Raw genomic sequence first — 21411 nt, forward strand, 5'->3', positions numbered from 1 at the left:
TCCAGAATCGTTTGCCGTCTCACGAATCTTACGGCTAATTGTGACCAATAAAAGTAAAAACTTTGGTCAAGCTGGCTGATTCCCGTCAACAGAGGTCGATTTCACAGGATATCTTGTCGGCGGATCAGTCTACGCAAGCAAATATTATCGCCGGCGACGGCCTGATTGGGGAAAAAACGGCTTGCCGCGAATCAACCGGCGTGATCGTCGGCGATCGGCTTTTGATAGGTGAAACCCATGTCCCAGGGAAAATAGATCCAGGTGTCCTGGCTGACCTCGGTGACGAAAGTATCGACCAGCGGCCGGCCCTTGGGCTTGGCGTAGACGGTCGCGAAATGGGCCTTGGGCATCATTGCCCGCACGATGCCGGCGGTCTTGCCGGTGTCGGTCAGGTCGTCGATGATCAGCACGCCGGCGCCATCGTCGGCCAGCAAGGCCGGCGTTATCTCCTTCAGCACCTGCAATTGTCCCTGGCTGGTGTAGTCGTGATAGGAGGCGACACAGACTGTCTCGATGATGCGGATGCCGAGTTCGCGCGAGATGATCGCCGCCGGGACCAGGCCACCGCGCGTAATGCAGACGATAGCCTTCCACTGGCCTTTGCTGGTGCCGGCAAGCCGCCAGGCAAGCGCGCGGGCGTCGCGATGGAACTGGTCCCAGGAGACCGGGAAGGCTTTTTCGGGAAGGGACATTTTTCGCGCACTCCACGGCACGCGGCGGCCGCGTGCGAGAAAACAGGTGAATGCGCGCGGAATTAACTGGAAACCCTTGGGTTTGGCAAGGGAGAGCGGTCGCGATCGCTGTGGACTTATCTCGACAGGAAAGTCGCTACCTGCGCCGTGCGCAGCACCGTGCGTGTCACCCCGCCGAACAGAAGCTGGCGCAGCCAGGAGTGGCTGTAGGCGCCAAGCACCAGGAGATCGGCACCGGTCTCCGCGATCCTGTTCTGGATCATGTCGTCGACCGAACTCCCGCCCGATTTCTGCACCGAGACACTGACGGTGGCGCCGTGGCGCGACAGGGCCGACGCGATTTCGGCGCCCGCGGCCTCCGGGCTTTCGTCGAGCGTATCGGGCGGATCTATGACCAGTATGTCGGTTTTCTCGGCCTCGATGATGAAGGGCAAGGCATCGAAGGCGGCGCGGGCGGCCTCCTTGCTGCCGTTCCAGGCGAGCAGCACGCGTTTGAAGGTGGTGACGAGAGGACCGGCATGCGGCACGACCAGGACCGGCCGGCCGGCATCGTAGACCAGCGTATCGACGTCCGCGCTCGGATCGCCGCCGGTCTCGCGTTGGGCGGCGATGATGAGATCGGCGGCGCGCACGCTTGAAATGCCGGTCAGCGCGCTGTCGCCGGAGAAGCTCTCCAGGCTGCGCCATTCGAAGGAGAGGCCGGAATCCTCGACCCGCCCGAGGAAGACAGCCTGGAGCTTGTCTGCCCGCTCCCGATTCATGTCGGCGGAAACCTGCAGGAACTCCGTATCGGGAAAGCCCGTCGCCGACGTGTAGGGCACCGGGAGCGCCTCGGCATGGATGCCGATCAGATGGCTCTCGAAGCGGCTGGCAAGCGGAATGGCGCAGTCGAGCACCCGCTCGGCGTCCTGTTCATTCTGCAGAATGGCAACGATGGTCTTGAAACGCATGATGATCCCTCAATCTTGCGAGCGACCGGCCTCGCGGCAGGGAAACGTTACAGCCCCGTTCTTGGTTCCGGCCCGGCCGGATCAGTTCGCCTTGTCGGCGAAGCCAGCCACTATGGCCTCGACGTCGGCGCGCGCGGCCTCAAGCGCATCCGCGCTGCGGGCACGCACCACAAGTTCAGTCCAGAACTTGCCGTCGCCATATTTGGGGTAGGAGCCGATGATCGTATCCGGATGCGCTTTCTGGATCTCGCCCAATGGCCCGCCGACAAGGCCCTCGCCGAACGGGCAGTGCACCGTGGCCGACAGCATTTTGGTGCCGGCTCTCAGGGTCGGGACGACATTGTCGAGCATGGCCTGGAAGATCGACGGCACGCCGGCCATGACATGGACGTTGCCGATGCGGAAGCCGGGCGCCACGGACACCGGGTTGTCGATAAGGTCGGCGCCGCGCGGCATTCGCGCCATGCGCTTGCGGGCCTGCGTGTATTCGATGCCGCGCGCGGCATAGCTCGCCTCCAGCAGGGCGTAGGCCTTGGCATCGTATTCGCAAGGCACGCCGAACGCCTTGGCGATCGAATCGGCCGTGATGTCGTCATGCGTCGGACCGATGCCGCCGGTGGTGAACACATAGGTATAGCGCGCGCGCACGGCGTTCACCGCCGCGACGATCTCGTCCTCCTCGTCGGGTACGATGCGCACCTCTTTCAGGTCGATGCCGATCGCCGTCATGATATCGGCGAGGTGGCCGATGTTCTTGTCCTTGGTGCGACCGGACAGAATCTCATCGCCGATGACCAGCATGGCGGCAGTAACGATTTCAGGCATGGAAGGCTCCGGCAGACGCGTAGTCTGAATAGCGCGGCGGACAAGCGGCGGCAATGCCGCCCAAATGGCGGACGACCCGGCATACACGGATATCACCTGGATTGCAGTGGTTGGCTGGCCTGGACGGGAACAAGCCTGATTGTTCTCGGACCCGGGCTGTGAACGACCGCCTCGCCAAGTCGGTCTGTTTTGTCCATCCTTGCGGCGCCATCGCGGGCGGGTAAGGTGCGCGGCTCGGATCCGGGTGAGGAATGCTGATGTCGATTCTGCTCTGGCTGTTTGGCGCGGCGTTTCTGGCGGCGATCCTCGTGCTTGCCTCTCTGCTGCTGGCCACGCTGTGGATCGCGGCGAAAGCGGAAAGATTGGTGCCGCCGGTCGGAAAATTCGTCGAGATCGACGGCAACCGCATCCACTATGTCGATGTCGGGCAGGGACGGCCGATCGTCTTCGTGCATGGGCTTGGCGCCCAGCTGCATCATTTCCGGCACACCGTGTTTGGCCGTTTCGGTCCTGGCTACCGGCTGATCGCGCTCGACCGTCCGGGCTCGGGCTATTCGACGCGGGCAAGCGGAGCGACGGGCCGCTTGCCCGAGCAGGCCGAGATCATCAGGCGCTTCATCGAAAGCCTGCGACTGGAAAGGCCGTTGGTGGTGGGCCATTCCCTGGGCGGCGCCATCGCGTTGACCCTGGCCGTCGAACATCCCAATGCGATTTCAGGCATCGCATTGCTGGCGCCCTTGACGCATCTGGAGACAAGGACGCGCCAAGGATTTGACCTGCTGTACATTTCTTCACGCCTGTTGCGGTGGTTCATGGCCTATACCGTGGCGATACCAGCAAGCCTCAGATATGCCCGGCCGACGATGGACTTCATCTTCGCGCCGCAAGCCGTCCCTGGCGACTATATGAGCGGGGGAGGCGGATGGCTCGGCTTGAGGCCCGGCCACTACCATGCGACATCGACCGATGTCGTGGCTGTCGAGGAGGATCTCGGCCACATCGAGCGCCGCTATGGCGAGATCGCCATGCCGGCCGGCATTCTCTTCGGCGGCGCCGATCGCGTCATCGGCATGGCTGTCCATGGCGAGCCGATGCGGGAAAAGGTCGAAGGACTAGATTTCGAACCCGTCGACGGTCTCGGCCACATGCCGCAATTCGTCGAGCCGGAACGGGTTGTTGCCTTCATCAAACGCATCGCGCGACGTGCTTTTTCAGATGCGGCATCACCAAGGGTTCACGACAATTTCAATGAACCATCCGGCTGATCGCCGGGTTTACCCCGTGTCGCATCCCAAGGCGGCCAAGATACGGAGTAATTCAATGTACAGAAAACTTTTCGCAGCATCCGTCCTGACGATCGGTCTCGCCACATCGGCGATGGCCCAGTCGTCGGACGCTACCTATCCCAACCATCACAATTGGTGGCTGTTCGGCAATGATGATTCCTCTGCCGTCGACCAGAGCACCACCGGCAGCATCAACGGCGATGGTTCCGGATTGAATACCCTTGGCAATCCTGGCCCGGCCGGACCTTGTGCCTCAAACACTCCAGGCCCCGATGCCAATGCTCAGCGCAACATCAACGATCAGTACTGCGGCAAATAGCCAGCCGCGGGCTTGTCGCCCGCCGCCGGACGCCATCTTTCCTGGCGTCGGCGGCTGGCGCCTGGCTGGATATCAATCCGAGATTTCGGTCTGAGGCCGGTCGCGGCCGTCGGCAAGTTCCTCATGCCATTTGCCCTCGGCGTCCTCATACTGGATGCCATCGGTGGAACCCGCCACTTGTTGTTCGGCCGAAGCGATCTCGGCGGCGCGCAACGCATCCTGACGGGTGGGAAATGTCTCCGAGAAGGTCGCGCCGACCTTGTAGGCCCAGCCACCGTCATGCTCGACGATCTTGTAAGTCAGCTTCGCCATCAAAACCTCCAGTTAAAGGTCCGCCTGCTCAATGCAACCGGTCGTCTGGCAGCCGGTCGTCGGGCACCAGCACTTCCGATTCCTTGGCGGCCTCGATCAGTGCCCGGCGCGCTTCCGCCGTCGAACGATATCCTTCCAGCACTTTGAGGCAAGTGTCGAGGGCATCTCGATGACGAGGTCCGCGATTGAGCGGCCACACAGTCATCAGGCACTCCGCCGCCTCCTGGGTCGAGCGGATATGGCGATATTTGCCGACATGGCCAAGCTCGACCACGACGGGCGTCTCAAAAGGCTTGTTGTCCATCATGGCCGCAACGCAAAGCAGCCAATTTGGTTGCAAAAATGGCCGTCGGCCTGCGCCCAAAGGTCGCGTCAAGTCCGTGACGCGCTTTGGATCTCGGCGTGACGCAAGCGTTGCCCCGGACCGGATCCGCCCTCGGATCAGCCCCGGGGCATGCCTCTGGGTGCCATGTATTGGCGTCTCAGTAGCCGCAGTCGTTGCGCAGCCAGCGCGCATTCGCCCAGCCGGTCCCGCCGCGGCCGCGCCCGCCGCAGCCTGACCCAGCGCAACATTTTGCAGCCAGAATTGAAGCAGGCCGTTGGCGAACCGTCCGGGATCACAAGCGGCAGCACGCCGGTACCGGGAGAATGGCCGATCAGCCCGCCGCCTTCATCCAATGTTCCATCGTCGTCACCGAGCGGGCGAGCTGCGGCGCCGGATGGATCTTTTCGCTGAAGGTGGCGGCCGCACGCCATCCCCACCGCGGATCCGCGAGGAAGGCGCGTGCCAGAGCCACCATATCGGCGCGGCCTTCGGCTATAACAGCCTCGGCCTGTTTCGGGTCATCGATCAGTCCGACCGCACGGGTCGGAATGCCGGCGCCCTTGCGCACGGCTTCCGCCAGATGCACCTGATAGCCCGGCCCGGTGGGCAATTTCTGCAACGGCGAATTGCCGCCGCTCGAGCAGCAGAGATAGGCGATGCCTTCGGCCTTCAGCGCTTTCGCCACTTCGATCGCGTCCTCGACGTCAAAGCCGCCATCGACCCAGTCCTTCACCGACAGCCGTGCGCCGAGCATCAACTTTGGCACCGCTTTCTTCACCGCCCTGGCGATCTCGACGACAAGACGCATCCGGTTTTCCAGCGAGCCGCCCCAGCGATCAGTGCGCTGGTTGGACAGCGGCGACAGGAACTGGAAGATCAGATAGCCATGCGCCGCATGCAGTTCGATGAAGTCGAAGCCGGCACGTTCGGCCCGCCTGGCGGCTTCCGCGAACCGCTCGATGAGCTGCAGGATTTCCTCGTCCTCCAGCGCGTGCGGCACGTTCCAGCCGTTGTCGTAGGCGATGGCCGAGGCCGAGACGGTCTGCCAGGGATCCTCGTTTGGCTGCAATGGGCCGCCACCTTCCCAAGGCTTGCGGTTCGAGGCCTTGCGGCCGGCATGCGCCAGCTGCGTGCCGAACTTCGTGCCGGGCGCGGCCACGCGCCGGGCCGCGTCCAACGCGCGGCGCGCGGCTGCTTCATTGTCCTCGGAATAGAGACCGAGGCAGCCATGGCTGATGCGTCCGCGCCGCTCGACATCGGTCATCTCCACCGTGACCATGCCGGCGCCGGACATGGCCAGGTTCATCCAGTGGTAGAGATGCCAGTCGCTGGCCGAGCCGTCCTCGGCGGAATACTGGCACATCGGCGCCACGGCGATGCGATTGGGGAAGGTGAGCCCATCGAGCGTGATCGGCTGGAAAAGCGATGTCGACATGAAAAAAACTCCGGGAAGGGGAATGCGCTATCTAGGCAATGGCATCGTTCCATACCACACACGAGACGGTGAAGCGCGCTGGACCAATCGCTAGCCCGATTGCGCCTATACCGGTTCGCGGCTACGCCTGCGTCCGCCAGCAAGCATTGAGGTGTCAGATGGAAGACCGCATTCGTATCCGCTCGGAAGAGGTTCTCTCCGACGACTGGGCGGTCCTGAAGAAGACCGTGCTCGACTATCGCCGGCGTGACGGGCAATGGGAGACGCAGGTCCGCCAGACCTATGATCGCGGCGACGGCGCGGTGATCCTGCCCTACGACCCCCAGCGTTCGACCGTGCTTCTGGTGCGCCAGTTCCGTTACCCCGCCTATGTCACCGGCCACCGCGAGCCGCTGATCGAGGCCTGTGCCGGGCTGCTGGACGAAAACGATCCGGAGACGGCCATTCGCAAGGAAGCCGAGGAAGAACTGGGTTACCGGTTGAACAAGATCGAGCGGCTGTTTTCGCCCTATATGAGCCCGGGCAGCGTCACCGAGCGGCTCTGGTTCTTCGTCGCCCGCTATTCGCCTGCCGACCGCATTTCGGCCGGCGGCGGCGCTCCGGAGGAGGGCGAGGACATCGAGGTCCTGGAAATGCCGCTCGACGAAGCGCTGGCCGGCATCGCCGACGGCCGCATTGTCGATGCCAAGACCATCATCCTGATCCAGCATCTGAAGCTGAACCCGATCTCGGCTTGATCAGAGACCGCGGGATACCAATTCAGCCGGCGTGATCCAACAATCGGGTGGTGGCCGCCTCACGATGATGTTCGGAATTGACGCGATCGATGCCTTCCACGGTGATGGCGAACGTGCCGTTTTCCGTTCTGGCTATCCAGCCCTTCGCTTTTAGATACCAGAGGTGAAACTCGAGGTGCTCACGCGGACAGCCTGACATTCGTTCGAGCTCATCGTCGCCAATGCCAGGATTATTGACGTCCTGTCGGCGTTTTACATAAAGCAGTGAGAGCACCTTGGCTTGAAAGACGGAATCTCGATCGAGGTTCTTCGTGTTGCTCGCCTCGTCGGTCAGTCCGGCCCGCAGGTCCAAATGGGCCTTGTACTGAATATCGTATTGCGCACGCTTGACCGGATCCTTGAGCGTGTTGTGGGCCTCGAGAATATCGCTGAAGCGCGATTCATCACCGGTGACCTGGTTGTCGGGATGGTAGCGCATGGCAAAATGACGAAAAATGCGTTCTATCGTTTCCGAATTGGCATTCGGACTGATTTCCAGCATTTCGTAGAAGTCGACGAACATACCAGGCCTTCCCGTACCGTGTCTGTTCGGCTCTCCCCGCCACAGTTTCGGGCAAGCCTGGCGACGATTATAGAGCCGAATATTTCACGATTTGCTAATGTAAAGAACGTACAAAGGACAACAACGGAACTTCAGCAAAAACGTAAGACCTTTGCGTCCTGCACCGCAGACTTTAGTCTGATAGCGTTTCGCTCGTTAGAGGCAGCTTACCATGACCGACAAACCTTCTGAACCGCCAATTGAGCGTCGAAGTCACTTGAGAGAAGTGGTTTTGAAGGATGCGTTCATAATCACGCAGGATGGCGAAATAGGCTGCGCCGTCAGAAATCAGCATGAGCACGGCGCCGAGTTGCGTGTCGCCGCGGGGGTTGAAGTGCCAGCTAGCTTCCGGCTGCGCGTGCCGTTGGACGGTGCGACTTATCGAGCGGAAGTGCGGTGGAGAAAAGGCGAGCGACTGGGCATCCAAATCCACGGCAATTTCTCGCTGAAGGTCAGATGATAGGGGAGCCGGCCTGATATTCAGGGGCGCGCCTGCCAAGGGAGCGCAGTTCGATATTCAATGTGGTGCGGACGACGGGAATCGAACCCGTACGATCAGAGATCGAGGGATTTTAAGTCCCTTGCGTCTACCAATTCCGCCACGTCCGCCTGCTGCGATTACAAGCACTTAAGCGAGGTCCGGTCCAGCCACTTACTTTCACTTGGCACCGGATTGGCACCGACGGCCAGTTTACTGTTCCGCGCCTGTTCTCATCGCAGCTTCTATCGCCGCTGCCGCGCCTTCGTCTGATCTCTTGAACAAGTGCGCGTAGACCGACAGCGTGACGACGGGTGACGCATGCCCCAGACGGCGGCTAATTGCAACCACGTCGAGCCCGCCAGCGATGAGGGCGGAGGCGTGGGTGTGTCTCAAGTCATGGAAACGCACCTTGGGAAGCTCGATGGTAGCTGGCGCGCCTTCCGCGGCTGGCTTCCTCAAGCGGTCGATAGTATCGCGCCAGGCTCCCGAAACGCGAGACGGCGCTATTGCTTCGCCATCCGGGGTGCAGAAGACCAGCGCATCCTTGCCGAGCTTCCCGCCAGGATGGCGCGTTCGGGCTTTTCAGGCTGCGCGAAAAAGAACCAGTGGTACCAGTCGCGGGCGAATGTCCAATCGGCGCGTTCCAGATGCTCCAGCACCGGCAGTCCGTCTACCGTGATCAGCTTCCGCACCCTGTCGGGATGATCCATCGCCATCCTGAATGCGACCAGACTGCCACGGTCATGCCCGGCAACGACGAAGGTCTGGTACCCTAACCGTTCCATCATCTCCACCAAGGCCTTCGCCTTCGCTCGTTTGGACGAGTATCGGCTCGCCGGGTCATCCTTCGGTTGGTAAGAGCGCCCGAAGCCCGGAAGGTCAGGGCACAGGACGTTGAAATCGGCCACCAGCAGATTCGCGACTTGGCCCCACGTCATATGAGAGCGAGGATGGCCGTGGAGGAGCAGCAGCGGCGGACCAGATCCGCCATGCCTCACCCGTATCGGCCCACTCTTCGTTCCGATCGTTTCGAGCACGAAGTTCTCGAACATCCGCATATCCTTGGAAGGCAGCCGGGTTTCCAGTTAGGGAACTCGCCGCGTCCAAAATGGTTCAGACCGCTCGCGCAGTGGAACTCCCTGTAGTGCGGCAGATGCCATCCGAACGCGCCGACCCAGTGCTTGGCTGGCGGCGCAACAATCCTTCATCCTCGAAGGCGCCCCAGCGCACCTATGATCCGAGAGTTGCTGCCGGGGTTAGTGGCCATTCGGCGAACAATGGATGCGTACCCATCCGCTGCCTCCTCTTGCGGCTTCCACCGCCCGCTTGCCGCCAGGCAGAGCCTTTACAACTGCGGCACGGGCATCGCGGCAAAGGCCGGCGATCGCCATTGATGAGGCGCTATTGAGCGTGAAGAGATGCTTCGCCATAGGTTCACTGCCTCACCCGTTCGATCAGAGGCATACTAGTGCGGCTTGTCTGCACAGACGCTACAGCTGCGAGCGCAGTCTGCTCGACAACCAATCCGTCACCTTTTCAGTCCACGGCCGCGCTTGCCACTCTTCAAGACTGATCTGCCTCGACCGCCCAAGGTCCTGGTTGAACAGATCGATCTGAGTCTGTGCGAAATCCTTGCCGTAAATGTTCAGATTGGCCTCGTCGTTGAGACGCAGTGACCGCTCGTCCAGGTTGGCCGAGCCGAAGCTGGCCCACACATCATCCACGATTAACAGCTTGGGGTGATACATTGTCGGTTGAAACTCGTGGATGCGCACCCCGGCTTTGAGCAACTCGCCCCAGAAATAGCGCGAGCCTTTTCGCACGATAGGGACATCCGTCAGCGAGTTGGGCACGATGACGTCGACCGCGACCCCTCTTTTCCTGGCGTCCAAGATTTGCAGGATCGCAATGTCGTCCGGAACGAAATAGGCCATTCCGATCCGCAGGTGATCCTTGGCGGCAGCCATGGCGGCCAACATCATCAACTCCATGTCTTCCGAACCATTCGGCTGGGAAGCCAGGATCAATTGAGCGCTGAGTGATCCTGCGGGTTCAGAAGGCGGGTAGAATTTTTCTCCCTGCAAAGTTTCGCCTGCCGCCTCGAGCCAGTTCTCGGCGAACGCCGCCTGGAAGGCGGATACGGCGGGTCCTTCTACCTGATAGTGGGTGTCTCGCCACTCGTTCGGGTTGCGTGCGTCTCCCAGCCAGTTGTCGGCGATCCCGACGCCTCCGGTAAATGCGATCTTCCCGTCGACTATGAGCAGCTTGCGGTGGGTTCGATTGTTCACCCGATCCATCGTATACCAATGGACGGGTCGATAACGCTGAAACCGCACTCCGGCGCTGGTCATGACGTGGATCAAGTCTTCGTCGAAGGGCAGGCTGCCGACCCAGTCGACAAGCACGCGAACCTCGACGCCATCTCGCGCCTTCGCAGCCAAGGCCATGGCGAAGTCGTAGCCCACTGTTCCCGACCAGTAGATGTAGGTTTCCATATCGATGCTGGAATGAGCAGCATGGATCGCTCGCAGCATCGCGGGAAAGATCTCGTCGCCATTGACCAGGGTCTGTACGGCGTTTGCATCGAACATCTGTCCGTTTGAATAGCTGCTCATGCTCCTTGCGAATGCGGGATCCTCGGCATCGAAAACGTGTGGGACGATGGTGCGCAGCGCCCGTGGATTCGGCATCAGGTTAATCGCCGCCAGCGTGACCAGACCCGCAGTGATGGCAACCGCAAGATATTTGAGTTTATCGAGCCAGCGACCAAGCTTTGTCCGGGCGGCGACCGCCTTTCTGATAGCAGATCGCGTTCCAAAGATGCTCGGCCGCACGTCTCTCGCCATGTTCAAACGGTGAATTCGCCCGACAAGAACTCTCGATTGGGATGAGGGTTCCCGGATGGAATGGGCCGGGTTGGCTCCGGTCCGCGTGGTATCGCTCGGCGATTGAAGTGGAACGCCGAGACCCTCCCGGAGTTGTAGCAAATCACCCTGTTCCGAAGGACAACTGATGACCCACGATCAAGAGCAAGATAGCGACCTGACCCCGGTCCAGGCCACGGACCGGATTTGGGAGCTCGCCAGAGATATCGACATCTGCATGTTTGTGACGTGGGACGGGGAATACAATCGCGCCCGTCCTCTCTCGGCGCGCGTCAGGAGGGAAGAGGGCGCCATCTATTTCCTCGTCAATGACGACAGCGCCAAGAACAAGCAGTTGGCGAAATATCCCAAGGTAACGTTGGCCTGGAGCGACAGCAGCCACTACAAATACGTTACGATCTCGGGGTCGGCCGCAGTGACAAACGACAGAGGCAAAATCGCGGAGCTCTGGGAAAAGACCGACAAGGCCTGGTGGGAAAGCGCCAGCGATCCTGAAATTAGGCTTATCAAGGTCACGCCGGACGAAGGCGAATTGTGGGACAGCCCAGGGCTTGTCATGGCCACCGCGAAAATGGTTTTCGCCGCAGTTTCCGGGGCCAAGCCCGATGTCGGCGACAATGCCAAGGTGCAACTCTGAAAGTTCCGGTGAGGCTTGTTGCGGAAGTCGGAAGCGGCCTTGCCTCTGATGAGTCGTCGACTTTGTAGCGCGACGTTCGAGATCGATGACAATGGGAAACAATCAAGTGAGGAGCGCCATTACCAAGATCGGTACGGTGACGTCGCGACCGTACGCCTTTCTGGTGTTTTTTGCGTACACCGGACTTTGGCTGGTTTTCGAACGCAGCAGTCTCGACTGGCATGGTGTGGCGACGCTGGCGACCTGGGCGATGACGCTGTTCATACAGCGCGCCGAGCATCGGGACACTCAAGCCTTGCATGCTAAGCTCGACGAGCTGCTGCGCGCCTCTGCGAAGGCGGACAGCACGACAGCCAAGATCGACGACAAGGAACCCGAAGAGATCGAAGCCGAGCGAAAGCGGCGACAGAATGACCGCTGACATTGATCGGTGCGGAACGTTCAGCCCATCGATGCGGCGATGCCGAAAATCGCCGCTGCTACAACTACGACCGCGGCGATGACAAGTAACGGCCAATTCCGGCGCGGGCGCGGCGCGCTTTCCACCGGTCGCATTGCATTGGCAAAGGTAGCCTGGTTGTTGAAATCCGGCTCGCGCAAGGGAGCCGCAGCAGCGATACCCGGTGTGTCGGCGGCTTCCGCATCTGTTTCTAAGGGCGCTGCCGCGGGGTCGAAGCCGGGCGTCTTGTCATGCGTTTTGCCTGCCTGGACATCGCCTCGATCTTCGGATGGCGTTCTTCTGGTCGGGAACATGATGATACCTCCTGCCGCCGAACTTCTCCCCGGCATCATGGTTCCAATAGCCCCTTGTGAGCCAGCCACCTCAGCTTAAGGCGGAAGGCTACGTGCCGAGAAAGAGGGCGCCGACGAGGAACAAACCGGCAGCCTGGTGGTTGGATTGCAGCGTGCCTGGCACGCCCAATGGAGCAGGAGAGAGAGATGGCAGAAAGAAAAGGCTTGGAAGACCTGTTTTACGACGGCCTGAAGGACATTTACTACGCTGAGCGCAAGATACTCGCCGCCCTCAAAAAGATGGCAAAGGGCGCGGAGTCCGCCGAACTGACCGCCGCTTTCGAGAAGCATCGGGATGAAACCGAGGCCCAGGTTGAACGCCTGCAGCAGGTCTTCGACATTTTCGGCAAGCGACCCCAAGGCAAGGTCTGCCCCGCGATCGACGGCATTCTTGAGGAAGGGCAGGAGATCCTGGAGGAGTTCGAGAATGCGCCGGCCCTCGATGCCGGGCTCACAGCCGCAGCGCAGGCCGTCGAACACTACGAGATCGCCCGCTATGGGACCTTGGTGACCTGGGCGGGCCTGCTTGGCCTGAAGGATGCGGTTCCGCTTTTGGAGCAGACGCTCAAGGAAGAGAAGGCGACGGATGAAGCGCTGACGAAGCTCGGTGATGCGGGCGTCAATCAAAGGGCCCTGCAAGAAGCGGCCTGATTGGCTCGATCGAGGAACGCTACATGACTATCCATGAAGACGCGCGACCCGAGCGGGGCGCACGTGAGGAGGCAATGCCGTCGGGCCAGGGCCCGAGCCAACGGCAGCTGTTGTTCGAGCCCAACATTTCCATCAACGGCCTGATCAACGAGGGCACGGTGCCCTTCTTCCTTGGGCGCCTCCAAGACGTGCGCGATAGTGGCCAGGACATGCTGATGGAACTGAACACCAATGGCGGCGATGCCGACGCGGCGCGACGCATAGCTCATGAGATCCGGCTCTTTCGTCGCCACAGCGGCCGCAATGCTTATTGCGTCGGCAAGACGAATGTCTACTCGGCTGGCGTGACTGTGTTTGCCGCTTTCCCGAAGCCGTGCCGCTTCCTTACCGAGGACGCGGTTCTGCTTGTGCATGAACGGCGCATGGAGACGAACATAACCCTTAACGGCCCGATGAAGTCTTGCATCCAGATCATTCGCGAGCAGCTGGCTTTGCTCGAGACAGCGGAGCAATTGGAGAAGGAGGGCTTCACCGAACTCGTCGCCGGAAGCACGCTCAGCCCCGATGAGCTTTATCGGCGGGCGACCAAAAACTGTTACATCCACGCCAGGGAGGCTCTCGAGTTGGGGATCGTGGCCGGCGTGCTACGCTAGCGGGCCTTGGTAACGGCCGACACGCAGAATGCTGCCGCTTCGACGGTGGAACCTCCGTTCGCATAGGAAGTTTCGATAGGCCAATTCAAGGAGTCCCGTGATGCCCTCAGACAAGGTCCCAGCCGCTCCGGTCCCCGGGTCTCGCTCGGCGGTAAGGCAGAGCCGCCATCCCACGCCGTCTCCGGCAACGGAGAAAGTCTCCGGCGCTGGGCCGGCCATTTCAGAGCATTCGAAAGACGCCAAGGCGCCGAAATCGGGTCGTCAGCCCGGCGCCTACGTCAAGGATCGGACATGAACGCGGCGAACCTCCAACTCGAAGGCCTAATGATGGCGGTCGCGGCAATCAACAACGCGCTCGTCCATCGCGGCATGTTGTCGGTCGATGACATCGATGTGGCTTTGCGCAAGGCCGAAGCCTCCGTAACCAGCGATGAGCGCGTTTACGAAGATATGTCACCCGCCAACCGGGACGCGATCTGTTTTCCGCTGCGGCTTTTGTTGTTGGCCAATCGGGGGCAGTACGAAGCCGGAGTCCCGTCATTCGGCGAGTTGGCCCGGCAGGTAGGCAAGACCAAGACGCTTTACAACGACCAGATGTAGCAGGAGGATCGCATGCAAATCGTGGCTACCACTGTCGACCATGCCGGCACTCCGGTGGTGGAGTTCCAGGGCGAGGGAGGCGAACAGATCGCAGTGACCCTGGACGCCCCGACGACCCTGTCCGACGGCGAGTTGATTGCGAGGGCCAAGGTCATGCTGCTCCATGCGGCCCAATTCGAGGACGGCGCCCCAAACGGACCCTCCGAGCCCAACAACCGGGAGGCGTCCCTGTACACCCTCGAATACCAGGAAAAGGGCCGGATCCGCGCGGTAACCGGCTTGTCGTTTCCAAGCGTTCAGGCAGCTGCTGAGGAATGCAAACGCTCCGCCGAGGACCTGTGGCAAGACGCACTGTCACGGGGCGAAGCGCCGCTCGGATGGCCGTGCGTGCGCGCGACGAACATGGCACGGTGGTGGCGACGGTCGACTTCGCTGACCTGCAGCGGGAGGCTGCCGCCGTCGATCCACGAAAAACCAGCAAGTCCGGCCCTGATGAGCCCTTCAGCTGATCGCTGACGGCCTGCACAGATCCGGCCGTGCGCGGATACGGCGGAAAAGTCCCAATGCGACTGCCCTCTTGGCCTACACTTGCTGTGGCGGTTCTGGCGGCCACGGGGCTCGCTTCGGCCACTTTGTGGTATCTGACCGAAGTTCAGGCGCCGTATTCGCCTGATGATCCGTTGTTTTCTGAGGCCGGCGATGCAGCGCGCGGCCAGCTTGTCTTCGCTGCGGGTGGCTGCGCTTCCTGTCATACAACTCCCGGGCAACCCGATGATTTGAAACTCGGAGGCGGCTTGGCGCTCGCCTCGCCCTTTGGCACATTTCGGCCGCCCAATATCTCCCCCGATCCAGTGGACGGCATTGGGGCGTGGACGGTCGCGGATCTTGCGAACGCGTTGATCGGCGGCGTCTCGCCTTCGCGGGAGCATTATTATCCGGTATTTCCCTATACGAGTTTTACCGGGATGAAGGTGGGGGATGTAAAAGATCTGTACGCCTATTTACGGACCCTCCCCAAAGTGGCCGGGCGCGCGCCGCCGCACCGCCCGAAGCTTCTTTTCCGCATCCGCCGGTCCGTCGGGCTATGGAAGCTGATGTTTTTTCGCCAAGGACAGAACGCCAGCCACCTCACTGGAGATCCCGTGCATGACCGGGGTGCCTACCTGGTTGAAACGGTCTCTCATTGCGCCGAATGTCATTCCGCGCGCAACGTTTTCGGTGCGATCAAACCGGATACGCGGTTTGCGGGCGGTGTCGACCCGCAAGGAACCGGCTTCGTTCCCAACATCACCCAGGCAAGACTGCGCGAATGGACCGAGGATGACATCGCCACCATGCTCGAAACCGGCGAGACGCCCAATCACGGCCGGGTTGGATCGTCCATGGCCGACGTCGTGAAGAACACCGCCATGTTGCCCGACAGCGACCGTCGGGCGATCGCACGCTACATCAAAGCCCTGTCGGCCGTAGCCACGCCGCATCCGTAAGGCCCCACCGTCGCGGGTCGATCTGCTTTCCGGTCTACGACTACCAGGATCCGCCAGGCCGGCGCGCCGGGTAGGTGTCATTGAGCGTAAAGATACGCGGCCAGGTCGCGGGCTTCTCGCTCCGAGATTCCTGTTACGGGCATTGCCGTTCGGGGAGAGAAGGTTTTCGGCGAGACGATCCAGGCGACGAGATTGTCGGGACGGTTTTCCAGCACGCCGGCAATGTATACGCGCTTCGATAGTTCTGTCAGCGGCGCGCCGGTCTGGCCGTCGGCACCTTCTATGCCGGGGATGGTGTGGCAACCCGAGCAACCGTAGCGACGGAAAATCTCTGGAGCATGGTCGGCATTGCCGCCGGTCATCATCCTGGCGGTGGCCGCCTTGGTGTTGTTGTCGCGCACGACATTCGTCGCGACAAGCGCGGCCGACGCAGCAAGAACGGTCACGGCGATGAAGCCGACCGGGCCGGAGATAAAGGCAGGATGGTCAGGCATTTTGCATCCCCCTGTCGCCTGAGCCACGGATCCAGAGCGCCAGCATGACCATTGCCACACCCGCATAGATGGTGCCGGCCGGCACCCACATGATCATGCCCGCCAGTTGCTGGTCTTCCAGGGGTGTCAGTCCCCACGCCATGGCCGTCTGCGTCTGCGCGACGTAGAGCACGCGCGGCGCCAACGCCATCAACGCCCCGAGCACGCTGGTGTGGATCATGGTCACGAACAGATGCCACGCGGCGACCCCATGGTCGCTTCTCCAGACCATCGCCCACCAGAACAGTATCGCCGTGGCGAGGAAGCTGAGATGCTGGAAACGGTGCAGGGTCGCATCTGTCACGGCCGTGTCGAACAGGATCGGCACATGCCACGCCCAGATGGCCACGCCGTGAAGGATCGTCGCATTCGCCGCGCTCGTGCACCAATCCCATGGCCGTCGCAGCAGGGGCGAGCGCATTGCCGCAGCAGCCATGTGGCGCGTGCGCCTGGGCAATCCCCATAGCAGGATTCCGGCCGGCCGCGCGAAGACGATCAGCGGAGCCGAGACGGCCATGACGACCTCATGCTCGATCATGTGGAAGGTGAAAAGATGTTCCCCCAGCCAGTGCAGTGGGGACATCAGCGAGCCGGCGAGCGTCAGCAAGCCGCCGGCATAAAGCAGCGCACTGATCAGCGTGGCGCCGGGCCGTCTGGTTCGCCACGCCAGCCTTGTCACGCCCAGTCCAAACAGTATAGCGAGGACCGCGAGCGGCGTGACGATCCATGGATCGAACGTCCAGGACCCTCCAGCACCATGCGTCTCGTCGCCATGCGCCATGGCCGGAGTGGCGACCATGAACAGGATTGACGTGCGGATCAGCGTTGGCATGGGTCCAGCACCATTGCGGCCGTCCCCTGCAGGGCCAGCGCGAACAAAAAGGCGAGCGCGATAAGGAAGCCGGTATCGACGACGAATCGCCCGGTTTTTCCCAGTCCCTGCAATCCAACTCGCGACACGACGATGCCTGCGATCGCGAAGACGATCAGAAGGCCGCAGAAGATCGCGGTCCAAGAGACATTCTGCCGGCAATCCAAATAGGGCGTGACCTGCCCAAGCTGGGTGCTGAGCCCCCAGGCCGCGAGGGGAAGCAGAAGTCCGATGTGTCTTAGCCAGGTTTTGGTCAAAGCCGTGGGACCCAATAAAGGCAGGCATACATCGGCAACCACGTCGCGACCACGAAGTTCCAGTACATCGCATTGTCGTTGACGTCACCGAAGCGGCGCGGATTGTCGGCGTGTCGTGAAAACATCAGGCAGGTCAGCACCAGGGTCTCGACCAGATCGGTCAGGATATGCGTGGTGTGGAGGCCGAGCATGACCCACACGATCGAGCCGTAGGCATTCTGGTCCCATTTGATGTGCATTGCGGGGAATTCGAAAGCGCGCAAGATAAGCGGCACAATGCCGACGAGCGACATGACAATCAGCCCGATGCGAACCTTGCGAAGATCCTGTTGGCGTGCCCAGCGGTTGACGAGGATGTTGGGCAGCACGCTCAGAACCAGGAACACCGTAAGCGTCGTCCCCGCCACCAGGTCAGGCGGTGCGGCATCGAGAGGCCACTGCGGCGCCAGACTCATCAGATAGAGATAGACTACGATCGCCAAGGCAAAGCCGGTGCCTTCGATCAGCATGAAGGCCAGGGTCCCCCACCAACTCTGGCTCGCCGTGCCGAGGCCATGCGGAGGAAGGTGGGCGAGATCGATGACGACTTTGTCCTTCATGCTTCATCCTCCGGCACGCCTTTCGGCCAGAACCAGCCAATGAGCGTGATCGCCAGCGGTATCGAGCCCCATACGACGGCCCATGGGCTGAAGATCGACCAGATCAGCATCAGCGTGCTTGCCAGCGCCGCCCATAGCGGCCAGATGGAGTCTCCGGGCGATGCCTCACGCGCTTCCGGCGATGCGTGAACGACGCTGCTGGTCAGCAGTTCCCGGCGGTCGACCCGCAGTCCGCTGGCGACCGGCACAGCTTCGATGTCATCGGACAAGGGATCGAGGCGATCCACTACCGGCAGCCGCGCGAAATTGTAGGGGGGCGGTGGCGACGAGGTTGCCCATTCCAGCGTCCTGGCGCCCCAAGGATTGGCTGGCGCCAAGGATCCTGATCTGGCGCTGCGTATGGCGTCGACGAAAAACAGCAGGAAACCCAATGCGAGGATGACGGCGCTGAGGCTGATGAACAGGTTCAAACCGGACCAGGGCATCTCCGGCTGGTAGGTGTAGATGCGGCGCGGCATGCCTTGCAGGCCAAGAATGTGCATGGGGAAAAAAGTCAGGTTGAACCCCGTGAAGATCAGGCCGAATATCCAGCGGCCAAGCGTCTCGCTCATCATTCGCCCGGTGAACTTCGGAAACCAGTAATAGACCGCGCCCAGCAACGGAAACACCGCGCCGCCGACCAGCACATAGTGGAAATGGGCGACGACGAAATAGGTGTCGTGAACCTGCGTGTCGAAGGGAACGGAGGCCACCATCACCCCGGTCAGGCCGCCGATGACGAATATGACCATGAAGCCGATGACGAACAGGAACGGCGTCTTGAACACGGGCCGGCCGGCCCACATCGTTGCCAGCCAGCAGAAGATCTGCAGCCCCGCCGGAACGGCGATGGCCATGCTTGAAGCGGTGAAGAAACTCTCCCCGAGGCGCGGCAGCCCAGCGACGAACATGTGATGAACCCATAGCCCGAACGCCAGGACGCCGGTGGCGATCAGGGCCATGACCATGCCCAGGTAACCGAACACGGGCCGCCTCGTGAATGTCGCCACGATCGTCGAAACCATCCCCACCGCCGGCAGGAAGATGATGTAGACCTCCGGGTGGCCGAAGAACCAGAACAGGTGCTGCCACAACAGCACGTCGCCACCTTCGGCGGGGTTGAAGAAATGCGTACCTACCAGGCGATCCAGGATAAGGGAGGAGCTGGCGACCATGATCGCTGGCATCGCCATGATGACGAGAAACGACGTGACCAGCATCGACCAGACAAACAGCGGAATCCTGTCGAGTGACATGCCCGGGGCGCGTTGCTTGAAGACGGTGACGACGATTTCGACGGCCACGGCGAGTGCCGATACCTCGGTGAAGGTGATCATCTGCGCCCAGATATCGGCCCGCTTTCCGGCGCCGTACTCCGGGCCGGCGAGGGGTACATAGGCGAACCACCCGACATCGGGACCGGTGTCGACAGCGAAAGCGATCCAGAGCAGTAGCCCGCCAGCGAGATACACCCAGTAGGAGAACGCGTTGAGCCTGGGGAAGGCGATGTTGCGCGTTCCCACCATCAACGGCACTAGATAGATCGCCATTGCCTGCATGACGGGCACGGCAAAGAGGAACATCATGTTCGTGCCGTGCATCGTGAAGATCTGATTGTAGCGATCCGGGCCGATGAAGCGGGCTTCGGGTTGCGCGAGTTGCAGCCGTATCAACAGCGACAGCACCCCACCCAGGGCCAGGAAGACGAAGGCCGTGGTGACGTAGCGCCGGCCGATGATCTTGTGATCGACCGTGGACAGCGCGCCCCACAGCCCGGACGGCGTCGACCAGATCGCCGTGAGGCGACGGTGGAGTTCGGACCCTTCCATTGAACTGTCACGCAGCCCGTCGCCATCCTGCGTCATTTAAGGCTCTCCATATAGGCGGAGATATTTCGCAGCTCGATGCTCGTCAGCGGAACCATCGGCATGTTGTTTCCGGGTTTGAGCGTCTGCGGATCGGCTATCCAGGCCGCCAGCGAGCCGCGGGTGGTTTCCAGCAGCCCGGCGGCGATCGTCCGCCGGCCGCCAACATGCGTGAGGTCAGGCCCGGTCGTGCCGCCGGCAGGCGTGCCGCGGACCGTGTGGCAGGCAGCACAGGGTTTTGCCATGAACGACGCCTGCCCGGCGGCTATGTCGGGATCGGCCGACCCGGCAGCGTCCAGGCGTTGGGTTGCGGCCCAGCCTTCAAAGGCGGCCTGCGTTTCGGCGATGACCAGGATGGCCATGTGGCTGTGCTGGAGGCCGCAGAACTCCGCACATTGCCCGCGATAGACGCCCGGCTTTTCAGCCCTGAGCAGTAGGCTGTTGGTCCGACCGGGGACAAGGTCCTGCTTGCCCGCGAGGCTCGGCACCCAGAAGGAGTGAATCACGTCGGGGCTTTCGAGCCGGAGCCGCACATCCCTGCCGACGGGTATGTGGATTTCATTGGCGGTCTGAAAGCCAGGGCCTGCCGGGGAATCGGCATAAAAGACCTGCCACCACCATTGCTGTCCTCGCACGGTGATGGTCAGGGCGGTGCTGTCGGGAAGACCGATGTTGCGCGTGGTGTAGAAGCTGGCGATGGTCATCCCGGCGATGATGACAACGGTCGCGGCGATCGCCGCCGATACCGCCACGGTCAGCGGCTTTTCGGATCCGGTCGCTTGGCTCGCAACGCTGCGGCGTGCACGCACGAGCGCCAGCACAAGCATCATCATGACAAGGATCCAGATGACCGTGCATACCGCGACGATGCCGACGATGAGGTGCTCGACATGGATGGCCGGTGCGCCCTTGGCGCCGAGCGCCGACTGATAGCCGCCGCAGCCCGACGCGAGGACAAGGACGGATAGCGGGAGGGCGCGGTGCGTCTTCAAGGTGTCGGCCCCTGATCCGGGTGAACGCCCGCCGGCCCTTCGTCGAAGAGTATCTTCGCCGGCCCGCGATTCTCGGCCGGGCGGGTCTGCCTGTCGTCGTTGCGGCTCGGCGCGGCCACCTTCGGCTTGTAGGACCCGATCGTCTGCACATACCCGGCAAGCTGCCAGATCTGTTCCGAGGTCATCCGGTCGCGAAAGGCTGGCATGCCATGCGGGCGGCCGTCCCGAATGGAGGCGACGATCGAGACCATTTCGGGGCCGTAAAGCCACCAGCCATCGAGGAAGGAGGGACCGACGCCGCCGCGGCCGTCGCCATGGCAGGAGCCGCAACCGAACCACGCATAAAGCCGCTTGCCCTGGCTGAGGTTCCAGGCGTCGGATTCATAAGGTTTGCCGATTGCGAAATAGCTTTCGGGAGGCGATCCGCTGATGCCGTTTGGCATCAGCTTGATGCGGTCGAGATTGGCCGAGAGGGGTGGGTCGAGGCGAAGCTCTCTCGGCTGCCGGAACCATCCCAGGATCGCCCCGGAAGCGGCAAGGAATAGAACTCCCGCCAGCGCGAACACTGCCTTCGAAGAGCTGGAAAC

At 61.7% G+C, this 21411-nt stretch carries 28 protein-coding genes, 1 tRNA gene and 1 pseudogene; 11 read left to right on the forward strand and 19 right to left on the reverse strand.

The features are described from left to right. Positions 1 to 191: 191 nt before the first annotated feature. The 3 genes from gpt to EN824_RS12070 form a co-directional block, all read right to left on the reverse strand. Entirely contained in the window at positions 192 to 692 is a 501-nt protein-coding gene (gene gpt, locus EN824_RS12060) for a xanthine phosphoribosyltransferase (protein WP_127280162.1), read from the reverse strand. A gap of 116 nt (positions 693 to 808) precedes the next feature. Further along, complete coding sequence (locus tag EN824_RS12065) at positions 809 to 1642, reverse strand: universal stress protein (RefSeq protein WP_127280163.1); 834 nt, start codon at positions 1640 to 1642, stop codon at positions 809 to 811. An 81-nt stretch (positions 1643 to 1723) separates the two neighbouring features. Then, complete coding sequence (locus EN824_RS12070; RefSeq protein ID WP_127280164.1) at positions 1724 to 2467, reverse strand: competence/damage-inducible protein A; 744 nt, start codon at positions 2465 to 2467, stop codon at positions 1724 to 1726. Positions 2468 to 2724: 257 nt separating this feature from the next. On the opposite strand from EN824_RS12070, the gene EN824_RS12075 reads away from it, so the two are divergent. Beyond that, positions 2725 to 3732 (forward strand): alpha/beta hydrolase, encoded by a 1008-nt coding sequence (locus EN824_RS12075; RefSeq protein WP_245464480.1) that lies wholly within the window; start codon positions 2725 to 2727, stop codon positions 3730 to 3732. Continuing rightward, positions 3716 to 4072, forward strand: coding sequence for a hypothetical protein (locus EN824_RS12080; protein ID WP_245464481.1), 357 nt, complete (start codon positions 3716 to 3718; stop codon positions 4070 to 4072). The genes EN824_RS12075 and EN824_RS12080 overlap by 17 nt, the downstream gene beginning before the upstream one ends. 72 nt (positions 4073 to 4144) lie before the next feature. Here the strand turns inward: EN824_RS12080 and EN824_RS12085 are convergent, their stop codons facing one another. From EN824_RS12085 to EN824_RS12095, 3 genes are all read right to left on the reverse strand, one after another. Next, positions 4145 to 4384, reverse strand: coding sequence for a DUF2188 domain-containing protein (locus tag EN824_RS12085; RefSeq protein WP_127280166.1), 240 nt, complete (start codon positions 4382 to 4384; stop codon positions 4145 to 4147). 28 nt (positions 4385 to 4412) lie between these two features. After that, a complete protein-coding gene (locus tag EN824_RS12090) occupies positions 4413 to 4691 on the reverse strand; it encodes a DUF982 domain-containing protein (protein WP_127280167.1) in 279 nt (92 codons plus the stop codon). 349 nt (positions 4692 to 5040) lie between these two features. After that, positions 5041 to 6144 carry an NADH:flavin oxidoreductase/NADH oxidase gene (locus EN824_RS12095; RefSeq protein WP_135864183.1) on the reverse strand — a complete coding sequence of 368 codons (1104 nt, stop codon included), beginning with the start codon at positions 6142 to 6144 and terminating at the stop codon, positions 5041 to 5043. 158 nt (positions 6145 to 6302) lie between these two features. On the opposite strand from EN824_RS12095, the gene EN824_RS12100 reads away from it, so the two are divergent. Then, on the forward strand, positions 6303 to 6881 hold the full coding sequence (locus EN824_RS12100) for an NUDIX domain-containing protein (RefSeq protein WP_127280344.1): 579 nt from the start codon (positions 6303 to 6305) through the stop codon (positions 6879 to 6881). A gap of 22 nt (positions 6882 to 6903) precedes the next feature. Here EN824_RS12100 and EN824_RS12105 read toward each other — a convergent pair whose 3' ends face one another. Continuing rightward, positions 6904 to 7443 carry a J domain-containing protein gene (locus EN824_RS12105; protein ID WP_127280345.1) on the reverse strand — a complete coding sequence of 180 codons (540 nt, stop codon included), beginning with the start codon at positions 7441 to 7443 and terminating at the stop codon, positions 6904 to 6906. A gap of 211 nt (positions 7444 to 7654) precedes the next feature. On the opposite strand from EN824_RS12105, the gene EN824_RS12110 reads away from it, so the two are divergent. Continuing rightward, entirely contained in the window at positions 7655 to 7942 is a 288-nt protein-coding gene (locus EN824_RS12110; RefSeq protein ID WP_127280346.1) for a PilZ domain-containing protein, read from the forward strand. A gap of 63 nt (positions 7943 to 8005) precedes the next feature. Here the strand turns inward: EN824_RS12110 and EN824_RS12115 are convergent. From EN824_RS12115 to EN824_RS12130, 4 genes and pseudogenes are all read right to left on the reverse strand, one after another. Beyond that, positions 8006 to 8091 (reverse strand) — tRNA-Leu (locus EN824_RS12115). An 82-nt stretch (positions 8092 to 8173) separates the two neighbouring features. Further along, complete coding sequence (locus EN824_RS12120; protein WP_127280347.1) at positions 8174 to 8500, reverse strand: tyrosine-type recombinase/integrase; 327 nt, start codon at positions 8498 to 8500, stop codon at positions 8174 to 8176. Then, positions 8473 to 9015 (reverse strand): annotated as a pseudogene (locus EN824_RS12125) (alpha/beta fold hydrolase); the annotation flags it as partial. The pseudogene EN824_RS12125 and the gene EN824_RS12120, both read right to left, overlap by 28 nt. Before the next feature lie 438 nt (positions 9016 to 9453). Beyond that, positions 9454 to 10797 (reverse strand): phospholipase D-like domain-containing protein, encoded by a 1344-nt coding sequence (locus tag EN824_RS12130; protein WP_245512033.1) that lies wholly within the window; start codon positions 10795 to 10797, stop codon positions 9454 to 9456. A 178-nt stretch (positions 10798 to 10975) separates the two neighbouring features. Between EN824_RS12130 and EN824_RS12135 the strand changes: the two genes are divergently transcribed. Then, on the forward strand, positions 10976 to 11485 hold the full coding sequence (locus tag EN824_RS12135) for a pyridoxamine 5'-phosphate oxidase family protein (RefSeq protein ID WP_127280084.1): 510 nt from the start codon (positions 10976 to 10978) through the stop codon (positions 11483 to 11485). A gap of 85 nt (positions 11486 to 11570) precedes the next feature. After that, on the forward strand, positions 11571 to 11906 hold the full coding sequence (locus EN824_RS12140) for a low affinity iron permease family protein (RefSeq protein WP_335930830.1): 336 nt from the start codon (positions 11571 to 11573) through the stop codon (positions 11904 to 11906). 20 nt (positions 11907 to 11926) lie between these two features. Here the strand turns inward: EN824_RS12140 and EN824_RS12145 are convergent, their stop codons facing one another. Beyond that, on the reverse strand, positions 11927 to 12238 hold the full coding sequence (locus tag EN824_RS12145) for a hypothetical protein (protein ID WP_127280082.1): 312 nt from the start codon (positions 12236 to 12238) through the stop codon (positions 11927 to 11929). 186 nt (positions 12239 to 12424) lie between these two features. Between EN824_RS12145 and EN824_RS12150 the strand changes: the two genes are divergently transcribed. The 5 genes from EN824_RS12150 (at position 12425) to EN824_RS12175 (ending at position 15668) form a co-directional block, all read left to right on the forward strand. Then, positions 12425 to 12928, forward strand: coding sequence for a ferritin-like domain-containing protein (locus EN824_RS12150; protein WP_189343634.1), 504 nt, complete (start codon positions 12425 to 12427; stop codon positions 12926 to 12928). Positions 12929 to 13038: 110 nt separating this feature from the next. After that, positions 13039 to 13581 carry an ATP-dependent Clp protease proteolytic subunit gene (locus tag EN824_RS12155; RefSeq protein WP_189343635.1) on the forward strand — a complete coding sequence of 181 codons (543 nt, stop codon included), beginning with the start codon at positions 13039 to 13041 and terminating at the stop codon, positions 13579 to 13581. Between the two features lie 291 nt (positions 13582 to 13872). Further along, the gene (locus EN824_RS12165) at positions 13873 to 14181 is read left to right on the forward strand and encodes a hypothetical protein (RefSeq protein ID WP_135864186.1); all 309 of its coding nucleotides are present in this window, start codon (positions 13873 to 13875) and stop codon (positions 14179 to 14181) included. 12 nt (positions 14182 to 14193) lie between these two features. After that, positions 14194 to 14697 (forward strand): hypothetical protein, encoded by a 504-nt coding sequence (locus EN824_RS12170; protein WP_135932322.1) that lies wholly within the window; start codon positions 14194 to 14196, stop codon positions 14695 to 14697. 47 nt (positions 14698 to 14744) lie between these two features. After that, on the forward strand, positions 14745 to 15668 hold the full coding sequence (locus EN824_RS12175; protein WP_135915518.1) for a cytochrome c: 924 nt from the start codon (positions 14745 to 14747) through the stop codon (positions 15666 to 15668). Positions 15669 to 15745: 77 nt separating this feature from the next. Here EN824_RS12175 and EN824_RS12180 read toward each other — a convergent pair whose 3' ends face one another. Genes EN824_RS12180 through EN824_RS12210 form a run of 7 tightly spaced genes read right to left on the reverse strand, consistent with a single transcriptional unit; the run spans position 15746 to position 21381 of the window. After that, a complete protein-coding gene (locus tag EN824_RS12180) occupies positions 15746 to 16162 on the reverse strand; it encodes a c-type cytochrome (protein WP_127279974.1) in 417 nt (138 codons plus the stop codon). Then, complete coding sequence (locus tag EN824_RS12185) at positions 16155 to 17033, reverse strand: cytochrome c oxidase assembly protein (RefSeq protein ID WP_135932323.1); 879 nt, start codon at positions 17031 to 17033, stop codon at positions 16155 to 16157. Before EN824_RS12185 ends, EN824_RS12180 begins: the two co-directional genes overlap by 8 nt. Continuing rightward, entirely contained in the window at positions 17021 to 17329 is a 309-nt protein-coding gene (locus EN824_RS12190) for a hypothetical protein (protein WP_127279972.1), read from the reverse strand. Before EN824_RS12190 ends, EN824_RS12185 begins: the two co-directional genes overlap by 13 nt. After that, positions 17326 to 17928: a cytochrome c oxidase subunit 3 gene (locus EN824_RS12195; RefSeq protein ID WP_127279971.1), complete on the reverse strand. Its 603-nt coding sequence runs from the start codon at positions 17926 to 17928 to the stop codon at positions 17326 to 17328. The genes EN824_RS12190 and EN824_RS12195 overlap by 4 nt, the downstream gene beginning before the upstream one ends. After that, positions 17925 to 19796 (reverse strand): cytochrome c oxidase subunit I, encoded by a 1872-nt coding sequence (gene ctaD, locus EN824_RS12200; RefSeq protein WP_245464465.1) that lies wholly within the window; start codon positions 19794 to 19796, stop codon positions 17925 to 17927. Before ctaD ends, EN824_RS12195 begins: the two co-directional genes overlap by 4 nt. A 32-nt stretch (positions 19797 to 19828) precedes the next feature. Next, a complete protein-coding gene (coxB, locus tag EN824_RS12205) occupies positions 19829 to 20824 on the reverse strand; it encodes a cytochrome c oxidase subunit II (RefSeq protein ID WP_135864190.1) in 996 nt (331 codons plus the stop codon). Further along, positions 20821 to 21381 (reverse strand): cytochrome c, encoded by a 561-nt coding sequence (locus EN824_RS12210; protein WP_135864299.1) that lies wholly within the window; start codon positions 21379 to 21381, stop codon positions 20821 to 20823. Before EN824_RS12210 ends, coxB begins: the two co-directional genes overlap by 4 nt. Positions 21382 to 21411 lie beyond the last annotated feature (30 nt).

The sequence above is a fragment of the Mesorhizobium sp. M8A.F.Ca.ET.181.01.1.1 genome (assembly GCF_004792025.1).
GTDB lineage: Bacteria > Pseudomonadota > Alphaproteobacteria > Rhizobiales > Rhizobiaceae > Mesorhizobium.